17 protein-coding genes are annotated in these 24044 nt (G+C 72.4%); 6 read left to right on the top strand and 11 right to left on the bottom strand.

What is annotated here, in order from left to right; genetic code table 11:
- Positions 1-148 precede the first annotated feature (148 nt).
- Complete coding sequence (locus N2041_RS08365) at positions 149-559, bottom strand: hypothetical protein (RefSeq protein WP_297677716.1); 411 nt, start codon at positions 557-559, stop codon at positions 149-151.
- 127 nt (positions 560-686) lie between these two features.
- On the opposite strand from N2041_RS08365, the gene dnaE reads away from it, so the two are divergent.
- Positions 687-4403, top strand: a complete 3717-nt coding sequence (gene dnaE / locus N2041_RS08370; protein WP_297677718.1) for a DNA polymerase III subunit alpha — start codon at positions 687-689, stop codon at positions 4401-4403.
- A 4-nt stretch (positions 4404-4407) separates the two neighbouring features.
- Here the strand turns inward: dnaE and N2041_RS08375 are convergent, their stop codons facing one another.
- From N2041_RS08375 to fsa, 5 genes are all read right to left on the bottom strand, one after another.
- Positions 4408-5265 carry a hypothetical protein gene (locus N2041_RS08375; RefSeq protein ID WP_297677720.1) on the bottom strand — a complete coding sequence of 286 codons (858 nt, stop codon included), beginning with the start codon at positions 5263-5265 and terminating at the stop codon, positions 4408-4410.
- Between the two features lie 58 nt (positions 5266-5323).
- Positions 5324-6349 (bottom strand): alpha/beta fold hydrolase, encoded by a 1026-nt coding sequence (locus N2041_RS08380; protein ID WP_297677722.1) that lies wholly within the window; start codon positions 6347-6349, stop codon positions 5324-5326.
- Between the two features lie 65 nt (positions 6350-6414).
- Entirely contained in the window at positions 6415-7539 is a 1125-nt protein-coding gene (locus N2041_RS08385; RefSeq protein WP_297677724.1) for a hypothetical protein, read from the bottom strand.
- 29 nt (positions 7540-7568) lie between these two features.
- A complete protein-coding gene (locus tag N2041_RS08390) occupies positions 7569-8666 on the bottom strand; it encodes a hypothetical protein (RefSeq protein ID WP_297677726.1) in 1098 nt (365 codons plus the stop codon).
- A 90-nt stretch (positions 8667-8756) separates the two neighbouring features.
- The gene (fsa, locus tag N2041_RS08395) at positions 8757-9413 is read right to left on the bottom strand and encodes a fructose-6-phosphate aldolase (protein WP_297677728.1); all 657 of its coding nucleotides are present in this window, start codon (positions 9411-9413) and stop codon (positions 8757-8759) included.
- 500 nt (positions 9414-9913) lie between these two features.
- Here fsa and N2041_RS08400 point away from each other — a divergent pair, with 500 nt between their 5' ends.
- Positions 9914-10705, top strand: a complete 792-nt coding sequence (locus N2041_RS08400; RefSeq protein WP_270057835.1) for a hypothetical protein — start codon at positions 9914-9916, stop codon at positions 10703-10705.
- Positions 10702-11349, top strand: coding sequence for a hypothetical protein (locus N2041_RS08405; RefSeq protein WP_270057836.1), 648 nt, complete (start codon positions 10702-10704; stop codon positions 11347-11349). The genes N2041_RS08400 and N2041_RS08405 overlap by 4 nt, the downstream gene beginning before the upstream one ends.
- Positions 11350-11474: 125 nt before the next feature.
- Here the strand turns inward: N2041_RS08405 and N2041_RS08410 are convergent, their stop codons facing one another.
- From N2041_RS08410 to N2041_RS08420, 3 genes are read right to left on the bottom strand one after another with little or no spacing between them, the layout of a single operon-like run.
- The gene (locus N2041_RS08410) at positions 11475-13700 is read right to left on the bottom strand and encodes a S8 family serine peptidase (protein ID WP_297677734.1); all 2226 of its coding nucleotides are present in this window, start codon (positions 13698-13700) and stop codon (positions 11475-11477) included.
- A gap of 25 nt (positions 13701-13725) precedes the next feature.
- Complete coding sequence (locus N2041_RS08415; protein WP_297677736.1) at positions 13726-14532, bottom strand: hypothetical protein; 807 nt, start codon at positions 14530-14532, stop codon at positions 13726-13728.
- A complete protein-coding gene (locus N2041_RS08420; protein WP_297677738.1) occupies positions 14532-15284 on the bottom strand; it encodes a hypothetical protein in 753 nt (250 codons plus the stop codon). The genes N2041_RS08415 and N2041_RS08420 overlap by 1 nt, the downstream gene beginning before the upstream one ends.
- A gap of 251 nt (positions 15285-15535) precedes the next feature.
- Here N2041_RS08420 and N2041_RS08425 point away from each other — a divergent pair, with 251 nt between their 5' ends.
- A complete protein-coding gene (locus N2041_RS08425; RefSeq protein ID WP_297677740.1) occupies positions 15536-16801 on the top strand; it encodes a phage portal protein in 1266 nt (421 codons plus the stop codon).
- A gap of 822 nt (positions 16802-17623) precedes the next feature.
- Here the strand turns inward: N2041_RS08425 and N2041_RS08430 are convergent.
- Positions 17624-18016, bottom strand: coding sequence for a response regulator (locus N2041_RS08430; protein ID WP_297677742.1), 393 nt, complete (start codon positions 18014-18016; stop codon positions 17624-17626).
- Positions 18017-18286: 270 nt separating this feature from the next.
- Between N2041_RS08430 and N2041_RS08435 the strand changes: the two genes are divergently transcribed.
- Positions 18287-19537, top strand: a complete 1251-nt coding sequence (locus tag N2041_RS08435; protein ID WP_297677744.1) for a CpaE family protein — start codon at positions 18287-18289, stop codon at positions 19535-19537.
- A gap of 978 nt (positions 19538-20515) precedes the next feature.
- Here N2041_RS08435 and alr read toward each other — a convergent pair.
- Positions 20516-21691: an alanine racemase gene (gene alr, locus N2041_RS08440; protein WP_297677746.1), complete on the bottom strand. Its 1176-nt coding sequence runs from the start codon at positions 21689-21691 to the stop codon at positions 20516-20518.
- Between the two features lie 77 nt (positions 21692-21768).
- Between alr and N2041_RS08445 the strand changes: the two genes are divergently transcribed.
- On the top strand, positions 21769-24018 hold the full coding sequence (locus tag N2041_RS08445) for a lytic transglycosylase domain-containing protein (protein WP_297677748.1): 2250 nt from the start codon (positions 21769-21771) through the stop codon (positions 24016-24018).
- Positions 24019-24044: the final 26 nt, after the last annotated feature.

A 24044-nucleotide genomic window follows, 5' to 3' on the forward strand; every position in this document is an offset into this window, starting at 1 on the left:
AGCGTGAGCACGGGTTCGACGGCGGGCGGCGTCCAGCCGGGTTCGGGCGCGGGCCAGGCCGGCCGCCGCCGGCGGAGCGCCTGCACGGCGAGGACGGCCGCGCCGGCGAGCAGGGCGGCGATGAGCAGGAACTTGAGCAGGCGGCCCATCATGCGCCTCCGCGGGCAGTTTCCCGTTCGAGCAGCTGCTCGGTCACGAGCCGCAGCGCCTCGTAGAGGTAGAGCACCTGGTCGCGCGGGTGGAGCTCGACCTTCTTCAGCGTCTCCTTCCGGGCGGTGACGGGGTCCCACGAGCCGGTGAGTTCGATGCTCTCGTGGTCGATGCCCATCTGGAGCTCGTACAGCTCGCCGTCCTCGGCGACGACGATGCAGCCGAGCTCCGGGTCATCGGCGAGGGGGCCGATGTCGACTTCGATGGCGTTCGTGAAGAGCGCGTTGGGGAAGGGCGGGAAGGGGCGGAGCTCGGCGCACGCCTCGCGGAGGAGATCGGCGAGCTGGAAGGCGGCCCGCTCGAGGATGGCATCGGCCTGGGCTTTCCGCCGGAGTGCTTCGCTGGCCATACGGCCGCAGTATACGGCGGCGCGGGCGCCGGGTCTGCGGGCCATTGCGGGCTGCGAAGGGGCGGCCCGGCAGGCTGTCGTCCTTCGAAGCCGCCCGCGGGTGTAGACTGGGGCACCCGGGCAACAAATGTTCACCCACCTGCACACTCACACCGAATATTCGCTGCTCGACGGCATGAGCAAGATCGGCCCGCTCATGGACCGGGTGAAGGCGCTCGGCCAGGAAGCCATCGCCATGACGGACCACGGCGCCCTCTACGGCGCCATCGACTTCTACCGCGAGGCGACGGCGCGGGGCATCAAGCCAATCATCGGCGTCGAGGCGTATGTCGCACCCGGCAGCCGCTTCAGCCGCGAGAAGAGCGAGAGCTCGCCCTACCACCTCGTGCTGCTCGCCCGGAACCTCGCCGGCTACAAGAACCTCATCGCGCTCGTCACGAAGGCAAACCTCGAAGGCTACTACTACAAGCCGCGCATCGACCGGGAGCTGCTGGAGAAGCACTGCGAGGGCCTCATCGCGCTCTCCGGCTGCCCCTCCTCCGAGTTCCACCGCCGGGTGCAGGAGGGCGACCGCGAGGGCGCTATCGCCGTCGCGAAGTACTACCGCGAGCTGCTCGACGGCCACTACTACCTCGAAGTGCAGGACCACGGCGACGAGAAGTTCACCCGGCTGAACCCGGTCATCGCCGATATCGGCCGGGAGCTCGGCATCCCCGTGGTGGCGACGAACGACAGCCACTACACCTACCCGGAGGACGCGGAGGCCCACGACGTCCTCCTCTGCATCGGCACGAACGCGACGGTCGACCAGCGCGACCGCTACCGGTTCGACGGGCAGGGCTACTACGTGAAGAGCGAGGAGGAGATGCTCCGGCTCTTCCCGGAGAACCCCGAGTTCATCACGAACACGATGCTCGTCGCCGATGCCTGCGACCTCGACCTGAAGTTCGACCGGCAGCTGCTGCCCGAGCCGCCGGTGCCGCCCGGCCGCACCAGCGACGACTACCTCGCCGAGATCTGCTTCCGCGGCCTGCGCGAGCGGTTCGACGTCGTAACGCCGGAGCTGGAGGAGCGGCTCCGCTACGAACTCGACGTCCTCCGGCAGACGGGCTTCACGGACTACATGTTCGTGGTGAAGGAGATCGCCGATTTCGCCCGGAAGTCCGGCATCCGGATGGGCGTCCGCGGCTCGGCCGCCGCCTCGCTCGTCCTCTACGTCCTGAAGGTGACGGACATCGACCCGGTGGCGAACCGGCTCGTCTTCGAGCGCTTCCTCAACATCGAGCGGCGCGAGATGCCGGACGTGGACTTCGACTTCGCCGACGACCGGCGCGACGAGATGATCCGGTTCGCCTACGAGCGGTACGGGCGGGACCGCGTCGCCCAGATCATCACCTTCGGGACGCTCGGCGCGAAGGCCGCCATCCGCGATGTCGGCCGGGCGCTCGGCCTGAGCTACGCCGAGACGGACCGGGTGGCGCGGCTCGTGCCGGAAGTCCTCCACATCACGCTGCCGGACGCGCTCGAACAGTCGGCCGAGCTGCGCGAGGCGTACGAGAGCGACCCGAAAGTGCGCCGCCTCGTCGATACCGCGAAGCGGCTGGAGGGTGTGGCCCGCCATGCGAGCACCCACGCGGCCGGCGTCGTCATCTCGCGCGACCCGCTCATCGAGCACGTGCCGCTCCAGCGCCCCAGCCGCGGCGACGAGGACAGCATCCCGATGACGCAGTTCGCCATGGAGCAGGTGGCGAAGATCGGGCTGCTGAAGATGGACTTCCTCGGCCTGTCGAACCTCACCATCCTCCAGCGCGCGACGGACCTCATCCGGGAGACGACGGGGGAGGAGATCGACCTCGTCCGGCTGCCGGACGGCGACCCGAAGACGATGGAGATGCTCGGCAAGGGCGAGACGTTCGGCGTGTTCCAGCTGGAATCGGCGGGGATGCGCCGCTACATCCAGGAGCTCCAGCCGACGAACATCGCCGACCTCTGCGCGATGGTCGCGCTCTACCGCCCGGGGCCGATGCAGCACATCCCGCGCTACATCGACGGCAAGCACGGCCGCGTGCCGATCACCTACCCCCACCCGGACCTCGCCGACATCCTCGACGAGACGTACGGCGTCATCGTCTACCAGGACCAGGTGCTCCTCATCGCGCGGAAGTTCGCGGGCTACACGCTCGGCCAGGCCGACATCATGCGGAAGGCGATGGGGAAGAAGAAGGCCGAGATCATGGCCGAGGAGCGGGGTCGCTTCATCGCCGGCGCCGTCGCGAAGGGGTACTCGGAGGAGGACGCGCGCGCCGTCTTCGACCTCATCGAGCCGTTCGCAGGCTACGCCTTCAACAAGGCACACAGCTGGTGCTACGGCCACATCGCCTACCAGACGGCCTACCTGAAGGCGAACTACCCGGTCCAGTACATGACGGCCCTGCTGCAGCTGGCGAAGAATGCGCCCGACACGCACGCCCGCATCGCCGCGGCCGTGGCGGAGTGTTCGAAGCTCGGCATCGAGGTGCTCCCGCCGGATGTGAATGCCAGCCAGGACAACTTCAGCGTCGAGCGCCGCCCGGACGGCTCGATGGCGATCCGCTTCGGCCTCGGCGTCATCAAGAACGTCGGCTCGGCGGCCGTCGAAGGCATCATCGCCGAGCGGGAGCGGGGCGGCCCCTACCGCGACATCGAAGATTTCTGCCGCCGGGCGGACCTGACCTCGGCGAACTCCCGCGCGCTGGAGCACCTGGCGAAGGCCGGGGCGTTCGACATGCTCGGCGGGCCGCCGGGCCCGTACAACCGCGCCACGCTCGCCTTCAACGCCGAGCGGCTGATGGGCCTCGCAAAGCGGGAGCGCGAGCTGCGCGAATCCGGCCAGGCGACGATGTTCGACCTCTTCGGCAGCCAGGTGGAGACGCCGCTGCCCTCGCTCGACCTCGAGGCGGTGCCCCAGAAGCGGGAGGACCTCCTCGCCTGGGAGAAGGAGCTGCTCGGCGTCTACGTCTCGGACCACCCGTTCAAGTCGGTGGCCGCGGAGGTCGGGCGGTTCGCCACGCACAGCATCGCGGACCTCGGCCCGGAGCTGGCCGGCCACCCGGTCACCGTCGCCGGCATGCTCACCCGGGTGCAGGCGCGGAGCACGCGCGATGGGCGGAAGTTCTACCTCGCCGAGCTCGAAGACCTCTCCGGTTCGGCCGAGCTGATGGTCTGGAGCGACACCATCGAGCTGACGGGCGAAGAGGCGTGGGCGGAGGGCCGCGTGCTCGTCTGCCAGGTGGAGGTGCGCGACCGGGGCGACCGCGGCGTCGGCTATTCGGTCCGGAAGGCCGCGCCCTACGATGCGGCGAGCGGCACCGCGGCCGGGTTCGCCGCCGCCCAGTGGCAGGTCGAAGCGCCGAAGAAGCGGCCCGCCCCGGCACCCGCGATCGATGACGACCTGCGGCGTTCGGCAGCCGGCGCGCCGCCCGCGGCGAACGGCCGCCCGCCGGCCGCGACCGGGGCGAACGGGAACGGCGGCTACCGGGCGGCCGGCCCCGCGGCGGAGGCGAGCCGCCCCGGCGTCACCCCGCCGGTCGAGGGCGAAGCCGCGCGCCTCGCCATCACGCTCATCGAGACGGACGACGTCGACGCGGACGAGGCGCTCCTGAAAGCGGTGGTGGAGCTGCTGGGCAAGCACCCGGGCAACGACGAGGTGCGGGTGGTGATCCGGGACACGGCGGGCGAAGAGACGGAGTTCGATTTCCCGCGGGCGCGCGCCTCGGAGGAGCTGGCGCGGTCGCTCCGGAGCCTGCTGGGGAACCGGGGCAGCGTGCGGCTGGCCGGCGGCGCGAAGGTCGCCGGCGCGGCGTAGGGCGCTACCAGAGCAAGGGCGGCTCGCGCCGGATCCAGTTCGGCTGGAAGCCGACGACCCGCGCATTCGCCGGCACGTAGAAGCAGATCTGCCCCTCGACGAAGCGCCCCGGCAGCAGGTCGAAGCCCCCGTACTTGTCGTTCACTTCTTCGAACGGCCGGCGCAGCTCCCAGCAGGACGTCGACCAGGCGGTCCCGTCGGCGAGGACGAGCGCAGAGCAGGTGTCGCCGCAGAAAATCTTCTCGGTATTCGACCCGATGTTCGTCGCGCGGGCGTAGATGACCACCACGCGCTTGCCCTCCGGCACCCAGCGGACGCCGACGTACGGGTCGATGATGCTGATGACCTCCCAGCGGATGACGGAGTCGTAGGTGCGCACGTCGATGCTCCGGCCGATGGGCACCTCGACGTTCCGGGGCGCCGCGGTGGGGCTGGGCGTCGGCGACGGCGTCCGGGTCGGCGTAGCGGTGGGCGTCGGGCTCGGCCGTGAGGACGGTGTCGGGGTCGGGGTTGGCGACGCGGTGGCCGTCGGCGTGGGGGACGGCGTCGGCGAGGGCGAGGCGGCCGTCGTCGAGGTCGCCGTTGGCGAGGCTGTTGGGGTCGGCTCTGGTTCCGGCGTCGCTGTCGGCGGCGGCGGCGGTTGGGGGGCGCTCCCGGCGGCCTGCGGAGGCGCGGGTGTGGGGACGGGCGTCGAGGTCGCGGCCGGCGGCGCCGTCGGCTGGCGGACGAGGTCGCGGCGAGCGTAGCGCGGGGCCGTGTCGGCTTCGCCCGGGTCAGTCTCGAGGTCAGAACAGGCGGCACCGAGCGCGGCGAACCCCGCGATGACGAGTGCGAGGAGGGGAACCCGGGCCGCGGACTTCATGCGCGGCATTCTGGATCGTGGCAACGGCCGGCCGCCAGTGGTGATTGGCGGCGCGGCATCAGCGGTCGAGCAGATGCGCGTCGAAGAAGTCGGCGACCATCCGGGTGATCTCCGCCCGCGGCGGGTCCGGCGCGCCGCCCTGCGGGACGAAGCCGTGGCCGGCGTTCGCGACGCGGACGAATGTGACGGGCACGCCGGCGGCCTGGAGGGCTGCGGCCAGCGCCTCGCCCTGGCTGATCGGCACGAGCGCATCCTGCTCGCCGTGGACGATGAGGAAGGGCGGGTCATCCGGGGAAACCTGGGCGACCGGGCTGGCGGCTTTCACCTGGGGCGCGCTGCGGTCGTTCGCGCCGAAGACCGTCGCGAGGATGCCGTCGGAGGTGCCGGGCGTATCGGCCGCGAAATCGGTCGGCCCGAAGAGGTCGACCACGGCGGCGACGCTGGCATCGCCCGGCACGCCGGCCGGTTCGTAGCCGCGGCCGTGGGTGGTGCCGAGGAGGGACGCAAGGTGGCCGCCGGCGCTGCCGCCGTAGACGCCGATGCGGCCCGGGTCGATTCCCAGCTCGGCAGCCCGCCCCTTGAGGTAGAGGATGGCGCAGGTCACGTCTTCGATTTGCGCCGGGAAGCGGTGTTCGGGCGCCAGGCGGTAGTCGATGGACGCGATGGTGTAGCCGCGGCGGAGGAGTTCGGGCCACATCTCGGTGCCGGTACCGGCCGTCCTCGAGCCGGTCGTCCAGCCGCCGCCGTGGATGAACACGATGAGTGCGCCGTTCTTCTGCTCCGGGTGGTAGATGTCGAGCTTCTGCTCCTCGCCGCCGGCCGTGCAGTAGGTGATGTTGCGCTCGGCGGTGCCGGGGAGGTCGGCGGGAGCGGCCGGCCCGAGCCCGTCGCCGCGCCCGGGGCGGGCGGCGCTGGGCGAGGGAGTCTCGGCCTGCGTGGGAGGCCGCCCGGTAGCCGCGGCCGTTAGGGGCGTTCCCGTCGCAGTTGGCGAGGGGGCGGGAAGGGCTGGGCCGGTCCCCTGCGCGCAGGCAGCGGCAAGTGCGAGAAAGGATGCGCAGGCGAGAACGAGTGCGGATCGAAGCATCGCAAGGTCTCCTTTGGACCGGGATGTGATGGCGGGACGGGAGCTGACAGGGCCTCGCCGGCAGTTCAACCGGCGAGGTCGGCGATGTCGCCGGAGGTCACGACGGCGAAGTGCTCGGCGGCGTAGGCCACGAGCCGCTCATAGGCGTCCCAGATGCGTGCCTGCTCCTGCGCGCTCCGGGGCGAAGAAGGGTCCGGCGCGGCGAGGTTCCAGGGCGGCGGGAGAGGGTCGCCCCGCTGCCCCTTCGTGATGGTGAAGTAGATGCTGCTCCAGGCCTCCGCGCCGCGCCGGTAGACGTTGTTCTCGTGGATGTGGCTGATGATGAACGGTGGGCGCGGGCGGTGCGCCTGCTGCCAAGCGGTGAACTGGATGTCGAGCAGATGGAGCGGGTCGTACTCCCCGCCGGCGTCGCGGGCGACGAGGTTCCACCAGAAGTTGTCGCTGCCGTCGATGGGCGTCACCCGCGTGACCGAGAAATCGACTGGCCGGGCGAGCAGCCCGTCGACCTCCTCGAAGGGGTCGTCGATGGCGGTGCCGGCTTCGTGTTCGATGACGGTGACGCGGGCGCCGAGCTGGCGGTAGACCGTGCGCGCGGCGGCGGCGAGGCCGCGCATCCCGGTGGCCGGGCTGGCCGTGACCGGCGCCGTGCCGAAGACCTCGGCGACGTAGCGGTAGCCCCCCGGCCGGCTCCGGTCGAGGCCGCCGGTTTCGAGGTCGAGCGCAAAGGTTTCGTACTCGAGGATGGCGGCTTCGAGGGCGGCGCCGGTGAGCCCGCGGAGGGGCGCTTCGAAGCCGGAGGAGAGCGGGTGGGGCGGGCGGACGTGGTAGCTGATGCCCTGGCGGCTGGCGATGAGCCGCTCGATGGTCGCGGGGTGACGCTCGGCGAGGACGCGTGTCACCTCCGGCGTGAAGTAGAAGTCGCCCTTCACGCCGTGGGCTTCGAAGATGCTGCAGAGGCGGTCGAGCGTCGCCGCGCTCTCGTCGTGGTTCACCCAGTCGTGGACGTTGACGGCGAAGGTGATGCGGGCGGCGGGCTCCGGCGGCGGCGCTGCCCCTGCGGCAGGGGATGGGGAGGGGAATGGGGTAACGGTGGCGGGCTGCGGCCCGCGGGACGGGGTGGCCGGCGTGCAGCCGGCAGCCGCGAGGGCGAGCGCGCCAGCGGCGCCGAAGAGGAAGGTTCGCCTGCGCATGGGGGTCTCCTGTGAAGCTCGAGCGGGCGCTACTTCGGCGCGGTGCCGGGGTTCGCCCGCTCCCAGGCGATGAAGGCGTCGGCCATCGCGGAGAAGGTGGCCCAGGTCACATCGCCCGCGGCGACGAGCGGGCCGACGCTCTCCGCGAGGAACCGGTCGATGACGGCGAACGGCGCGGCGGCGCTGCCGCGGAACTCGCCGGGGTGGATGGTGAAGTGATAGACGTTGACGCGGTCGGCGCGGCTCGCGGCGAGCGAGGCGCGGAGCCGCTCGCCGAGGTAGGCGAAGTAGGCCTCGTCGCCGCCGAACTGGCCGCCCCGGCGGGCGCTGGCGAAGTCCTCCCGGTCGTAGGCGCCCTCGGGCAGGAAGATGACCGGCCCGGCCGGGTCGTGGCGGCTGAAGGCGGAGAACCCGGTGCCGTCGGTGCCGCCGGCGGGCCGCCAGGGGTTCACGCCCGTGAGTTCGAGCGGCGTCGACTGGCTCGCCGGGTTCTTCCAGTCGGAGTTGACCTCGAGCCCGGCGGCCGCCGCCGCTTCGTACACCCGCGGGTAGAGGTTGCCGCCGCTCCAGGAGCGGATGCGGTCGACGCCGCTCGCCCGCCGGAGCAGGTCGAGCTCCTCCTCCAGCACGGCGGTCCAGCGGCCGACGGGGAGCGACGCGGACGATGGGCCGAGGTGCGCGTCTTCGTGGAAGTGGAGGGCGATTTCGTGGCCGGCCGCGGCGAGCTCGCGCAGGATGCTGCTGCCGCGGGCGATGACGGCGGAGGTGAAGGGAGACTGCGCCTGCACCGTCATGCGGCCGCTGTGCTGTTCGACGATCGCGGCGACAGCCCGGATGTCCTCGGACTGGCGTTCGAAGAAGGTGCGGTCGGCGTAGTCGAGCTGGCGGCCTTCGACAGCGCCCGAACGGAACCCTTGCGCGGTGGTGCCGAACGGTTCGATGTGCAGGCCGATGGTGAAGCGGAGCACGGGCTTCGCGGCCGGGGAGGGCGCCGGGTCCGGACGCGCGCCGCTGGAGGGCGTCTCCGGCGTGCAGCCGGCGATCGCCAGCGCGGCCGCGCCGCCGCCGAGCGCGAGCAGCCGCCGGCGGGTGAGGGTGCGGGCGTTCGAAACCGGTTCGGGAGTCATCGGCTGCCTCCGTTACCGTCCGAATGGCGGCCGCGGAGGCCGAAGTGACGGGCGGGCCGCCCGCCGACGTGTGAGAAAGTCGTTAGAAGCTCACCGCGGGAGGAGGCCGGCCTTCCGCGCGTCGTCGAGGAACCGTTCGATGCCGACGTCCGTGAGCGGGTGCTTCAGCATCTGGGGCAGGAGCGACGGCGGGATGGTCGCGATGTGGGCGCCGGCGAGCGCGGCCTGCGTGACGTGGAGCGGGTGGCGGAGGCTCGCCGCGAGGACGCGCGCCTCCAGGCCGTGCGTTTCGACGATCTCGACGCACTGGCGGATGAGGTCCATGCCGTCGTGGCCGACGTCGTCGAGCCGGCCGACGAAGGGGCTGAGGTAGGCGGCGCCGGCGAGGGCGGCGAGGAGCGCCTGGTTGGCGGAGAAGATGAGGGTGACGTTGACGCGGATGCCTTCTTTGGTGCAGCGGTGGATGGCTTCGAGGCCTTCGGCATCGATGGGGATTTTGACGACGACGTTGGGGTGCCAGCTGGCGAGTTCGCGCGCCTCGGCGACGAGCTCGTCGGCGGTGCGGGAGATGCACTCGGCGGAGATGGGGCCGTCGATGACGGCTGCGATCTCCTGGATGCGCTGCTTGTAGGAGACGCCGCCCTCTTTGGCGAGGAGGCTGGGGTTGGTGGTGACGCCGCTGATGACGCCGTAGCGGGCGGCGGCGCGAACCTCGTCGATGGAGGCGGTATCGAGGAAGAGCTGCATGGGAAGGTCCCCGGGGCTGGCGTTGCGGCTCCATGGTACGGGAGGGGCAAGCTATGCGGGGGCGGGTGAAGGCCAGCGGCCCCCGCCTGGGGAGGACAGGGGCCGCTGGGGGGTGCCAGGTTTCCGCCTGAGGGGAACGCAGCAGGAGGAGGGCGTCGACCTGGTGCCTGCGGGCGGTCCCAGGGGCCCTGGAACCCTGAGCCGCGCCACACCGTGGATATTAGGGAGCCCTAACGAAATGTGCAAGGCCTACGCGCGAAATTATCGGTGGTGGCGCGAATGGGAGTTGGGAGTTGGGAGGCAGGAGGAAGAGGGCGGTCCTTCCGAACCGCGACCGGGAGGGAGCGGCGCGGTGGTGTGGCCCAGCTCGCCCGCGGAGGGACCGATGGCGGGGGTCAGCGGACGGTTTTTGCGGAAACGGGATGGACCCCTTGCGCGGGAGGGGTGGCGGTGCGGTAGTGTAGCCGACAGGAAAAATTCGACCCGAGTGGAGGTGTGCGATGTCCTTGCGCGAACGGCGCTCCATCTGGATTGCGGGTGCTGCGGTGGCCCTGGCGGTGCTCGCCGGCGGCTTTTTGGCCGGCCGGGCCGTCTTCGATGACGGGCCGGTGACGGGCGCACCACCCGAGCCACCCTCCTCACCCGCTGAGGTGACGCCCCTGCCAACGCCGTCGCCTAGCGACGAAATCGACACGAGCCGGCCTGGCTGGGCGCTCTCCTACCTCGAAGCGGACAAATTGCTCCCCCGCTACGACCAGGTGATCAACGGCATCACCGTCGGGCCCACGGCCCCGGGTGCGGAATCGGGCTTGTGCCGACCGGGCGAGGCCCGCTGGGTGCTGCTCGAAGAGGCGCAGCAGCTGGATCCCGCCCTGGCTCGGGTGCCGACGCGGCTTCCTGCCGGGGCGATCCTCGACCGGGTGATGGGCATCGCCTGCGGCGAGCACCTGATCGAGATAGATTTCACGTTCGCTATCCCGTCCGCCCCGGATGCAGCGCGGCAGATGGCCCAGGGCCGCAGTTGGTTCGATGTCGAGCACGGCGGACAACTCAGGGTGATCAAAGGACGCGCAACCAGCCCGGTCGCATCGTCCAGCATCGCTGCCGAGCGCTGGGAGGCCGGGACAGTCGCGGGGTTGCCTGCGGCCATCGGGCGGGCGGTCCTCCGCGACGAGCTGGGCGAGAGCATGGTTGTCGTTTGGGACGCCTCGCGGAACCTGCTCATATGGGTCAACGGCACCAACCGCAAGCTTCCCGAGCTGCTCGCCCTCGCCGAGGAGGCGGTGCAATGACGCGTATTTTCGTGACTCCTGCCCTCCTCCTGCTCTTCGTCGCCGGCATGGCAATCGGTGCGCTGACCGCGCCCGGCGCGGGCGCCGCGCAATACACGTACTTCCTCTACGTCAATCCCGGGGCCTCCACCAACCTGCTCACCTGCGGCTGGCACGACGTTTGCGAGCATCCCTACAACTGGGGAAACGCCCTGGACTGGGGGAACGACCCATACACGAACCGATACGTGTACTGGCGGTCGTGGGGCGTCGCCGATAGCGGGTCGGGGACGATGGCCTACGCCTCCCCTTACGACGCGAGTAGCCAGCGATGCTATGGCGCCGGCGCCCATGTTTTCGACCTTGCCTGGCAGTGGAAGGGCTCGGTTGCCTGGCTGCACACGCTGCTTTCGCCGAGCGCGCCGACCATCTCCATCGATGGGAGCTGGGCGGGCGCCTTTACGAGCGGCGGGCCGATGGGAACGACGGTCGCCAGTGAAAAGTCCATAGACTGCCGCTGGACTGCCCCCCACCTCCACCAGTACAGCACGGCGGCTGGCTGGTTCGCCAACACCGAGGTGTATCCACCGGCCCCGAGCGGTGGAACTGGCTACAACCTCTCGGCCTTCGGCAACTGGCAGAACCGCACCACCTGGACCAATTAGGTTCCACCAGTCCGACCTCCTTGGGAGGGGCATTTCGACCGCGCGGGCGCCGCCTCCCCACTGGCGGCCGGGAGAACGGCCGAGCCAGCGGCCTCCCAACTCCCGACTCCAAACTTCCGCGGGCGCTACTGCATCACGAGCTGGCCCGGCTCGCTCATGGAGATCCAGTAGACGCGGAAGGTGAAGAGCCCGCCGAAGTCGTTCAGGTAGCGCGGTTGGCCGGGCAGGTGGCTCAGCCACCGCCCGGTGGCGTTGTCGTATTCGAGGACCTGGTCGTACTTGCCAGCGATGCTAGCGAGGGCATCGGCCACGGCCCGCGCCGGCCCGGTGTAGGTGAAGTTGTTCCAGCCGGCGGCGAGCTCGATCGTTCGCCCGGGGGGCGGGTTGGGATTGAGCGAGGCGACGTTCGCGGCCGGGGCATCGACCCAGTAGGCGTCGAATTGCTGGATGACCGGGTAGTCGTTCACGGCGGCGGGCGCGCCGCGGATGAAGCGGAGGTAGGCGCCGAGGGCCCCGTCGGCCTCGCTGAAGGTCCACTTGAGCGGGTCCCAGCGGTAGATGGCGTTCCACGGCAGCGGCAGCGTCGAGGCCGCGCCCGGCAGCGCGCCCGTCGGCTCGAGGTGGGCGAGGTTCGACCAGCCGCTGCCGAGCGTCTGCACGACGACCGTGCCGGGCGGCGGCGAGACGCTGCTGACGAACAGGCCGGCGATGCCGAGGTCCGCGTTCGTCCCGCCCCAGGTCACGGTCGGTTTCGCGGCGAGGCCGCCGACGACCAGCTCGACCGTCGCGCCCGGCCCGCCGCAGCCCGGCTGCTCGGCCGCGCTCCGCACCCGGAGGGCGAAGGTCGAAACGGGCCCCGCCGCGATGGCCGCGGTCGACCCGCAGACGGCGGACCCGATGCGGGCTTCGATGGCGGTGCCGCCGGGCACATCGCGCCAGTCGCGCTGGGGGACGCCGGTGATGAGCATCGGGATGCGGGCCACGGCGCCGCCGACGTCGATGATGCCGCTGCCGGCCCAGTTCTGGCCGTGGGGCGCGGGCGGCGCCGGGGTGGCGGCCGCGCGCGCGGCGGCGATGTAGTCGTCGGCGTTCAACCGCGAGTTGCGCGAGATGAGGAGGGCGAACATCCCGCTCACGAGCGGGGTCGCGAAGCTGGTGCCGCCCTGGAAGCCGCCGTTCGGCTCGCCGATCTCGGCGTACGGGTTCGAAAGGCCGATGTCCGTCCGCGTGGTCGAGAGCAGCCGGTTGCCGGGGGCCGCGAAATCGACCGCCGGGCCGTAGTTGCTGTAGCTGGCCCAGCTCATGCCGTCGAGGTTGTTCGCCGCGCCGACGGCGATGAGGTTCGGGTACTGCGTGTAGGCGGCCGGGTAGGCGACGCCCGCCGGCTGGCCCGCGCTGTGGTTGCCCGCCGCCGCCACGACGATGACGCCGTTGTCCTGCGCGAGCTGGAGCGCCGCCCGGAGCGCGGGGATGTCGGCCTGCGTGTGGGGCGGGTCGCTCGCGATGCTGATGTTGATGACGCGCGCGCCCTGCCGGACGGCGTAGACGATCGCGTCGGCGATGCGCGTCATGAACCCTTCGCCGCGGCAGTCGAGCGCCTTGATCGGGAGCAGGCGCACCTTCCACGCGACGCCGCTGACGCCGATGCCGTTATCGCCCGCGGCGCCGATGATGCCGGCGACGAGCGTGCCGTGGCTGTTCGGCATGTCGTCGAGGATGGCGCCGGTCGGCGTCGAGCTCGTGTAGCCGCACATCGCCTGGTTCACCTGCGTCAGGTTGATGAAGCGGCAGCCGTAACGGTCGTTGATGCAGCCGTTGTTGTCGCGGTCGATGCCGTCGCCGCGGTTGTCGACCGGGTTCTCCCAGAGCTGGCCGGCGAAGTCGGGATGGCGCACATCGAGGCCGGAATCGATGACCGCGACGATGACATCGCGGGAGCCGGTGTGGAGGTCCCACGCGGCGGGCGCGCCGATGGCCGCGAGGTACTGGGCCTGGTTCGGGCCGCTCCCCGAGCCGAGGTAGTACGGGTCGTTGGGGATGGCGGCGGCGCGGACGGGCGCATCCGGCACGGCGCTCAGGACGTTCGGCGCCTTCGCTACCTCGGCGGCGAACTCGGCCGGGTCGCGGCCCGGCGGCACGGGGAGGGAGAAGTAGCCCTGCTCGGCGAGCGTGGGCGGCGCCTCCCAGGCGCGGAGCGGCTGCGCGCGGAGGGCGGTATCGAACTGGACGGCGATGTAGGCGGCGGGCGCTTCGGGCTCGTCATCGGCGGCAGCCGGGGCAGCGCTCCCTGCGGCGGCGGCCGCGCTCATCCCCGCGGCGGCCAGGATGATCGCGAACCAGCGTCTCCGCACGGGGCCTCCTTCCGCCCTCAGGCCGTCAGTTGCCGATGACTCCGATGGCCGGGGTCGGGATCGGCGTCGGCTCCACGGCGGGGGCTTCGCCGAGGAGCTTCCGGTCCACCAGCACGGCGAGCTCCCGCGCCTGGTCGGTCGACATGTACGGCTTCGCGCCGAACGTCTGGACGGCGACCACGGCGTTGCCGCGCCGGAAGATGACCCGATGATAGACGGAGGGGATATCGGTCGTCCCGATGGTGGGGCCGTCGAAGCGGAAGGCGGCAGACTGGTTGGCGAGCGGCCGCGCCTGCGCCGGCTGGCTGCCGGTGCGCGCCTTCATCCGGTCCTCCAGGTAGTCGTAGGCGAGCTTCGCGCCGGCCGGCGATTCGAACAGGTAGACCTCGACGGCGGCGTAGTAGCCGCCCTGGGCGACCTGCGCGGCCCGGCCGATGGGGTCGAAGTAGACCTGGTAGCCGTCGATGATGCGCCACTGCTTCGAGAGCTCTTCGCCGCGCGCGTTCGTATCGAACCAGTAGCTCGCGGCGAAGGTGGAGATGTTCATCGTGAACGTATCGGAGGTGTTCACCTCCATCTCGGGCGGCATCTCCTCGAGGAGCGGGGTGTACTTGCTGGCGGGCAGGCTCACGGTCGGCTCGGGGCCGCCGGCGAGGCCGCTCGTGCTGGCGGGCGTGGGCTCCTTCACGTTTCCTGAAACGTTCGAACCGCCGCCGGAGTTCCCGTCGCCGCCGCTGGTGAGCAGGAGCGTGCCGACGGCGCCGCCGGCGATCAGCACGAGGCCGGCGAGCAGGACGAGCACCGGCGTCGCGGGCCGCTTCCGGCGCGCCATCAGTTGCCCGCCGAGGGGTTGTAGTTGCTGGTCGGCGTCGGCTCCGGCGCGTCGAGCTGGCCGAGCGCCTTCTTGTCGCTGATGAGCGCCAGTTCGCGCGCCGCGTCCACCTTCATGAACGGCTCGGCGCCCTTCGTGAGGACGACGCAGACGAGGTTGCCGCGCTGGAAGAGCACCTGGTGGTAGACGGCGTTGACGCTCGATTTGCCGATGGTGCCGAGCGTCATCACGTAGGCCGCGCTCTGGTTGCCGACCCGCGTCATCGTCACGGGCGCCATGCCGGGCTGGGCCGCGGCGAACCGGTTGAAGTAGTCGTACGCCTGCTTCGCGCCCGCTTCCTGTGCGAAGAGGTGGCATTCGGTGCGGATGTAGTAGGCGCCGTTGAGGACGGCGGTGTCGCGCCCTTCGGGCGAGTAGCCGGTCTGGTAGCCGCCTTCGTAGCCCCACTGGCTGAGCAGCTTTTCGCCCTCCGCCTGCGAGGGGAAGACCTTCGTCTGGGCGTAGCCGGCAGCATCGACCACGACCGTCGCGGGGATGTCGGTGATCCAGTTCGTGCCGAGGTCTTCGACGCGGATGACGTACTTGCTTGCGGGCGGCGAGAGGTCCGGGCTGACGCCCGGGTTGGTGACTTCGACGGTGGCAGTGCTGCCCCCGGCCGGGGCGGGCGTATCGCCGGCGCCGTCGCCGCAGGCGGCCGCGAAGGGCAGGAGGGTTGCGATGGCACAGGCGGCCAGCGCCATGGCGCGAGACATACCGAACCTTCCCCGGGGGCGTTGCTTTCGCGAGTGTACGGGCGGCCCCCGGTTAGCGGAAGAAAAGGCGAAAGGTTTGGGAAGGAGGTTGGAGGTTGGAGGTTGGAGGTTGACCTCTCTCCCTGCTCCCTTCTCCCTCCTCCCTTCTCCCTCCTCCCTCCCTCCCCCGGTGCCACCCGCCGCTTGGAGCTGCGGCCCGGGCCCGGCCACGCTCGGCAGCATCACGCCACGGAACGGAGGTTCGCCCCGCGATGCCCTACCAGCAGCTGCCCCTGCCCGACCCGCCGCTCCCGGCGCTCCTGCGCCAGCTCGATTTCGACCGGATGGCGCGCTACCGGGAGTGCCTCGACTTCTACCAGGGCCGCCACTGGCCCGGCCGGCCGCGCCGCGGCGAACGGCGGCTCACCTTCAACTACGCGCGCGCCATCGTGGACAAGGTGACCGGCTACCTGCTGGCCGGCGCGTCCGTGCAGGTCGCGGGCGACGAGACGCCGGCCGGGCTCGAACGCGCCCGCCTCGCCGAGCGCGCCCTCCGGCGGGTCGAAGCCGCGAACGGCGTGAGCCAGCTCGATTTCGAAACTGAGCTCGACTGCGCCGTCCTCGGCGATGGCGCCTACCGGGTGGCGTGGGACGCGGCCGCGGGCGAGGTGCGCATCACCGCGCCGGACGTGCAGGGCATCTTCGCCTGGCGCGACCCGGCCGACCCGAACCGGCTCACCGCCGTCGCGCACCGCTACCGCGCCGGCGAAGAGGAGCTGATCGAGTACTGGACGCCGGGCGGGTTCGAGCTGTGGCGCGGCTCGACGCTCGAGGAGCGGCTGCCGAACCCCTACGGCTTCATCCCTTACGTGGTCTTCCCGAACGTGCGCGAGCCGAAGCAGGCGTGGGGGTCGAGCGATATCCCGCCGCTCGTGGAGGCGAACCGGGAGCTGAACCGGGCCTTCAGCCAGCTGAGCCAGGTGCTCGAACTCTCGGGCAACCCGATCGCCGTGCTCGAAGGGGTGACCGGCTCGGAGGACATCACCGTCGAGCCCGGCGCCATCTGGGAGGTGCCGGAGGATGCCCGCGCCTACCTGCTCGACCTCCTGCAGGGCGGCGGCGTCGCGCTCCACACGGCCTACATCGACCTGCTCTACCGGGTGCTGCACGACCTCGGCGAATCGCCGCGGACGGCCTTCGGGCACAACCCGCAGGGGCTGAGCGGGGTGGCGCTGAACACCGAGCTGGACCCCATCGCCCGCAAGGTGGAGCGGAAGCGGCGCATCCGGACGGCGGTGTACGAGCGGCGGGCGTGGATGGTGCTGCAGCTGCTCGCCCGGTTCGAAGGGCTGGAAGCGGAGGGGCTGCGGCCGGTGATGCAGTGGGGCCCGGTGCTGCCGGCGGACCGCTCGCGGCAGGTGCAGGATGCGCGGCTGCTCGTGGCGAGCGGCATCATCTCGCGCCGGACGGCCGCTGCCAGCCTGGGCATCGACGACCCGGAGGCGGAGGCGGCGCGGGTGCGGGAGGAGGCGGGGTAGGGGAGGGGAAGGGAGGAGGGAGGAGGGAGGAGGGAGAAGGGAGAAGGGAGAAGGGGAGAGAGGGAGAGAAGGAGAGAGGGAGAGAGGGAGAGAGGGAGGAAGGGAAAAAGGTCTCCTTATCAGCCTCCTAACTCCCAACTCCGTAGTCGCGGGGCTCCGTCCCCGCGGAGGGCCGGGAGGCCCGGCGGGAGGTGGGCCTCCACACCGTCCACCGCCTCCGCCCCGGGTTGGAGGTTGGTCCCCCTCCCCTTCCGGCCCCGCCCCCGGGTTGGAGGTTGAAGGTTGGAGGTTGGAGGTTGGGAGGAGTGGTCGTAGTCGCGGGGCTCCGTCCCCGCGGAGGGCCGGGAGGCCCACCCGTGCCTCGGAGGTCGGCGCGGCCCGCCTCTCGGGCGCCCTGCCCCGGGGGTTGGAGGTTGAAGGTTGGAGGTTGGGCGTTCCCCGCCTCCCGCCTCCCGGTTCCCGGTTCCCGCCTCCCGGTTCCCGCCTCCCGTTTCCCGGTTCCCGCCTCCCGGCTCCCGTTTCCCGCGGCATCCGTTGGGCGCATGGCGCCCCGCGGGGACGGAGCCCCGCGACGAGGGACCCCGCCCCTCGGGCGCCCCGCCCCCGGGTTGGAGGTTGAAGGTGGGAGGTTGGGCGTTCCCCGCCTCCCGGTTCCCGCCTCCCGGTTCCCATTTCCCGGGGCATCCGTTGGGCGCATGGCGCCCCGCGGGGACGGAGCCCCGCGACTACGGACCCCCGCTCCGCCACCCCGGTCGTCCTCCCCGTCTCCCTCCTCCCTTCTCCCTTCTCCCTTCTCCCTTCTCCCTCTCTCCCCTCCCCGCCCTACCCCTCGAGGCTTTCGAGCAGGCGGACGAGCCGGCCGATGAAGAGCGGCTTCGCGAGGAAGGCGTCTTCGGGGCCGGCGAAGGGGCGCGGGTAGGCGCTCATCAACACGATGCGGGGACGCGGCTGCCGCTGCGCGAGCGCGGCCGCTACCTCCGTCCCGGGCTGGTCGGCGAGGGCGACTTCGAGGAGCACGACGTCGGGCGGGTCGTCGTCGACGAGGGCGAGGGCGCGGCGAGCGTCGGGCGCGGTGATGGCCCGCCAGCCTTCGCCTTCGAGCACGAGGCGCAGCACGCGGCGCACCGCAGCGTCGCCATCGACGATGAGGATGGTGCCGCGGCGGCCGGGCGGCTCCTCAGGTGCCGCGGGTGGCCCCGGTCGGGGGCTGCTCATGGCACCAGTTTCGGCCGGGGGCCATTCCAGCGGCACCGCGCCCCGCGCCGCCGGGCTTGCAGTTGCATATCAATTCGGAGCCTTCGCCGCGCGTGGCCGGTGAACGCGCCGCCGCCGGCGTGACGTTCGAGTGACGGACAGGTGGCAGCCGCGAGAGAAGTTCGTAGGAATCCGCCCCGGCGGCGTCCGCCCCTCTTCCCGCGCGGTGGCGGCAGGGTGACGATGCGATGACCAGCCGGGAACGCTCCCGGGGAAGGACGGTTACTAGCCATGACGCCCCACCTCATCACCCTCCTCGTCGACAGCGACGATTTTTCCCGGGAGACGATGCGCAGCCGCCTCGAGGGCGCAGGGCTCGAGGTCACGCTCGAGCGGCCGGGCGGCCTCGCCGCGCAGCAGACGGTGGCCGAATCGCACCCCGATGTCGTCATCGTCGCCGTCGAACCGCCCATCCAGCGCGCGCTGCAGGTCATCGAGTTCACCCGGGCGCTCCTCCCCGGGGCGATGCTCATCGCCTACGCCTCCGAATGGTCGCCCCACGTGGAGCGGCGGCTCATGCAGGCCGGCGTCAACGACTTCCTCCACGGCAGGCTTTCGCGCGAGCGGCTGGTCGAAGTCGCCGGGCGGGCGCGGGCGATGGCGATCCGGCGGGCGAAGCTCGCGAACGGCGACGCGCTGCCGCACGGCCGGGTCGTCACCGTCGTCGGGCAGAAGGGCGGCATCGGCAAAACGACGACGAGCACCAACCTCGCCGCCGCCATCGCTGCCCGGGGCGAACGCTCGGTGCTGCTCATCGACCTCGACACGCGCTTCGGCGACGTCGCCATCATGCTCGACGTGAAGCCGGAGTACACCGTCTCCGAAGTCGCGCTCGAACCCTCCTATCTCGACCGCGAGGTGTTCCACCGGGTGCTGCTCGAGCACGAATCGGGCGCGAAGGTGCTGCCGGCGCCGCGCGACTACCGGAGCTGGCTGAACTGCTCGCCGGAGCACATCCAGCGGCTCATCCGCTTCGCCGCCACGGTGTTCGATGTGGTCATCTGCGATACGCCGGGCACCTACAACGACGTGGTCGGCGCGGCGCTCGCGGTGAGCGACCGGGTGGTGGCGATCACGAGTTCGGACCCGGCGAGCCTGAAGAACATGGCGCTCCTGGTCGACCATTTCCGGGCGAAGGGCCGGCCGGACGACGACGTGCTGGTGACGCTCATCCACGGGCACGGCGAACGGGGGCCGGGGCGAGCTGACGTGGAGGACGTCATCGGCCACCCGGTGAACTTCGAAATCCCGTTCGACCGCGAGGTGCGGAAGGCGACGCAGGCCGGGGTGCCGGTGGTGCGCTGGCGCCCGGGGTCGCCGGCGGCGCGGGTGTACGAGGCGCTCGCAGCGGCAGTCGCGGGCTACCCGGCGCCGGCCGCCGGGCCGGATGTGCGGGCGCGGTTCTTCGGCGTCTTCGGGCGGAAGGCGCGCGCGGGCGCGGCGCCGGCCGCCGCCCGGGAGCGGGACAGCGTGGCGGTGTGACCTCCCGAAGACCGCATAGCCACCGCGTAGCTACGCCGCCGCTATCGAGACGAAGCTCCTCTCCAGGCGAAGGACCCCCGGTCGAGCCAGCCGGGGGTTCTCCGCGCGGGGGAGGGAGAAAGGGAGAAAGGGAGAATCCCCCTCCCCCGGGTCTCTTAGCTGCCAACTCCCACCTCCCGCTTTCCGCCTCCCAACTCCGTAGTCGCGGGGCTCCGTCCCCGCGGAGGGCCGGGAGGCCCGGCGAGAGGTGGGCCTCCACCCCGTCCACCTCCCCGCCCCCGGTTGGAGGTTGGAGGTTGGGCGTTCCCGCCTCCCGCGTCCCGGTTCCCGCTTCCCGCGGCATCCGTTGGGCGCATGGCGCCCCGCGGGGACGGAGCCCCGCGACTACGGGCCCCGCCCGGTGCCCCGCCCCGGGTTGGAGGTTGAAGGTTGGAGGTTGGGCGTTCCCGGCTCCCGCTTCCCGGTTCCCGTCTCCCGCTCGCCGTCTCCCGGGGCATCCGTTGGGCGCATGGCGCCCCGCGGGGACGGAGCCCCGCGATTACGGGCCCCGCCCGTCGGCCCGTGCCCCGGGTTGGAGGTTGAAGGTTGGAGGTTGGGCGTTCCCGGCTCCCGCTTCCCGGTTCCCGGTTCCCGCGGCATCCGTTGGGCGCATGGCGCCCCGCGGGGACGGAGCCCCGCGACTACGGGCCCCGCCCGTCGGCCCGTGCCCCCGGTTGGAGGTTGGAGGTTGGGCGTTCCCGCCTCCCGCGTCCCGGTTCCCGGTTCCCGGTTCTCGTCTCCCGGGGCATCTGTTGGGCGCATGGCGCCCCGCGGGGACGGAGCCTCGCGACTACGGGCCCCGCGCGGCGCCCCGCCCCGGGTTGGAGGTTGAAGGTTGGAGGTTGGGCGTTCCCGCCTCCCGCCTCCCGGTTCCCGGCTCCCGCCTCCCGCCTCCCGGTTCCCGTCTCCCGCTTCCCGCCTCCCGGCTCCCGGTTCCCGCTACCAGGCGGGCGGGACGATGGTGACGACGCTGCCGGAGCGGTGATAGATGCGCGGGAGGCGGCCGGAGAGGCAGGCGAGGAGGTCCCACGCGATCGTGCCGGCGAGGCGGGCGACTTCTGTCGCGGTCAGCCGCTCGCTGCCGTCGGCGCCGAGGAGCGTCGCGACGTCGCCCTCCTTCGCCCCGGGGACGTCCGTGACGTCGGCGAGGAACTGGTCCATGCACACGCGGCCGATGACGGGACAGCGGCGGCCGGCGACGAGCACTTCGCCGGCGTTCGAGAGCGACCGCCGCCAGCCGTCGGCGTAGCCGACGGGGATGAGCCCGGCGCGGGTCGGCCGGCTGGCGCGCCAGGTGAGGCCGTAGCTCACGCCTTCGCCCGGCGCGACGTCGGAGACGCGGGCGAGGCGGGCGCGGAGGGCGAGCACCTGCCGGAGCGCCGGGCCCGGGGTGTTCGCCGGCAATTCGCCGTGGAGGGCGAGCCCGATGCGCACGCCGGAGTAGCGGAACGCCTCGCGCCGGAGGGCCGTCGCCGTGTTCGCCGTGTGGCGGTAGGGCACCCACGGGAGCGCCGCGGCCGCCTGTTCGAACCGGCGGTGCTGCTCCTCGCTGAACGAATCGTCGGCTTCGTCGGCGTTCGCCATGTGGGTCGTCAGCCCTTCGACCCGGAGGCCCGGGAGCGTGCGGCAGTACTCGGCGAGCGCGATGCCCTCTTCGAGTTCGACGCCGAAGCGGTGGAGGCCGGTATCGAACTTGATGTGGACGTCGGCGGTCGCGCCCGCTTCGACGGCGGCCGCGGAGAGGGCCTCGGCGAGCTCGCGGGAGTGGCAGGTGAGCGTGAGCCGCGCGCGGACCGCCTGCGTGGCGTCGGCCGGGAAGGCGTGCCCGAGGACGAGGATAGGCCGGGTCACCCCTGCCTGCCGGAGCAGGTAGCCCTCGTGTGGCCACACGACCGCGAAGCGGTCGACGCCGGCCGCTTCGAGGGCGGGGGCGACGACGCTCGCGCCGGCGCCGTAGGCGTTCGCCTTGACGACGGCGATGAGCTCGACGGGGCCGAGGAGCGTCTTGAGCGTGCGGACGTTGGCGGCGAGCGCGTCGAGGTCGATTTCGAGCCAGGCGTTGAGGGCGGCCGTGACGTCGGCGAGGGCGTTGCGGGTGATGGGCGGGTGGGCCACGGGCCTGGACCGGTCCTTTCGCCAGCAGCGCAGGGGCCCTTGGCGGGCGCCTGCTGCGATGCCTTAGCATCGGCGACGTGAAGGCCGGACGCAATCGCGCGGCCTGGGGCGGGTTCGTGCTCCTCTGTTCCGCAGTGGTCGTCGCTGCCGGCGCGGTCGAATGGGCCTCGCGCGACGGCGGCGCGCCGGCCGCACCCGGTGGCGCTCCCGGGCCGGGCGAACCGGCGGCCCCGCCGGCCGCCGCGTCGCCCTCGCCGACGGCCGGGGCCGGGCCGGTCTCGCCGGCGCTCGCCGAGGCGGAAGCCCGGTTGCGCGAGGGCCGCTTCGACGAGGCGCTGGCCGGGTTCGAAGCGGCGGCCCGCGCCGCCAGCAGCCCGTCGGCAGCGGGCGAAGCGTGGTTCGGCGCCGGCCGCGCGGCCGAAGAGCTGGGCGAACGCGGCCAGGCGATCGACGCGTTCCGCGCCGCGCTCGCGGCCGCGCCCGCCGGGAGCGAGCTGGCCGACCGCGCCGCCTACCGGCTGCTCCGCGCGCTGAACGATGCCGGCCGGACCTCCGAAGCGCTCGCGGTGCCCGCACCCGCTGGCGGGGGCGTCATCGCCGCCTACGCCCGGTTCGAACGGGGCCGCGCGCTCGCGGCAGCCGGCGATACGGCCGCAGCCGCCGCGGCGTGGGAGGCGGCCGCGGCGGACACGTCCCTCGCGGTGCCGGTGCGGGCCGCGGCGCTCGCAGGGCTCGCGGGGCTGGCGCGCGATGCCGGCGACGATGCCGCGCTGGCCCGCTGGCTCGATGCGCGGGTGGCGCTCGATGGCAGCCCGGCGGCGCGTTACGAACGGGCGCTGGTGGCGCGGCGGCTCGACGATGCGGCCGGGTTCGAACGCGGCCTCCGCGAGCTGATGGCCGCTGCGCCGCTTTCGCGCGAAGCCACCCTCGCGATCGCCGACCTCGAGGCCGCGGGGTTCGCGGTCGACCCGGGGCAGGCGGGCTTCATCCTCTACCGGCGCGGCGCCTACGCCGAGGCGGTTCGCCTGCTGAGCGGCGCCGCAGAGGAGCCCGGCATCGGCGCCGCGGAGCGGACCTTCCGCGCCTATTACCTCGCAGCCGCGCTCGAGGAGCTGGGCCGGTTCGATGAAGCGGTCCGCTGGTATGACGCGGCAGCCGCGACGGGGGCGGCGTCGCCGTTCGTCCACCGGGCGAAGTACTGGGCGGCGCGCGTGCTCGAAACCTCCGGACGCTCGGCGGAGGCGGCGGAGCGCTATCTCGCGCTCGCGGTCGAGGGGCCGCCGGGCGAGTTCTCCCGGGAGGCGGCGTTCCGCGCAGGGTATGGGCGGTACGTCGCAGGCGATATCGCGGGCGCGCTCGCGGCGTGGGAGGCGGCGCAGGCGGCGGCGAGTCCGCGGCTCGAATACTGGCGCGGCCGCGCGCTCGAAGCGCTCGGGCGGCCAACGGAAGCCGCGGACGCGTACCGCCGGGCCGCGGCGCTCGACCGGTTCGACTTCTTCGCCATCGAAGCCGCGGCACGGCTCGGGGACCCGGTGCTCTCGCTCGATGTCGGTTACCGGCCGCGCGACCTCGCGCGCGGGGTCGACTGGGAGGCGGTCGCGGCCTGGCTGCGCGGGCGGGTCGGCGGCGATTGGCCGGGTTCGGCGCCGACGGCAGCCTGCGCGCTGGCCCGGGCCGGGCTTTCGGCCGAGGCGGCGGCCGAGCTGGAGCGCGCCGCGGCGGGCGCGGATGCCTGGCGGCTGCTCGAACTCGCGCGGGAGGCCCGGGAGTGCGGGCTCGGCCACCTCGCGCTCGGGTACGCGGTCCGGCTCCGGCAGGCCGCGGGCGCCGCGCCGTGGGAGGCGCCGCCCGACCTCCTTCGCGTCGCGTACCCGGTCGATTACCCGGCGGCGCTTGACCGCGCGGCGGCGTCGGCCGACGTCGACCCGCTCTTCCTCGCGGCGCTCGTCCGGGCGGAGAGCCTCTGGGACCCGCGCGCGGGGTCGGGGGCAGGGGCGCTCGGGCTCACGCAGGTCATCCCGCCGACGGGCGAAGGCATCGCGCGGGCGCTCGGGTTCGCGGGGTTCGAACCTGCGGACCTCTTCCGGCCGGCGGTGTCGCTCGAGTTCGGGGCGTACTACCTCGGGGTCCAGCTGCGGCGGTTCGGCGACCCGCTGCTGGCGCTGGCGGCCTACAACGCGGGGCCGGGGAACGCGCTCCGCTGGGCGGCGGGCGGCGATGCCGGCGCGGCGGCGCTCGCCGAGCGGATCGATTTCAGCGAGACGCAGGCGTACGTCCGCGTCATCGTCGAGGCCTACGCGTACTACCGGCTCGCGTGGGCGGAGTGATTCGACCATAACGGCTCGGCCGGGGT

This window comes from Tepidiforma sp., assembly GCF_026419595.1.
Taxonomy (GTDB): domain Bacteria; phylum Chloroflexota; class Dehalococcoidia; order Tepidiformales; family Tepidiformaceae; genus Tepidiforma.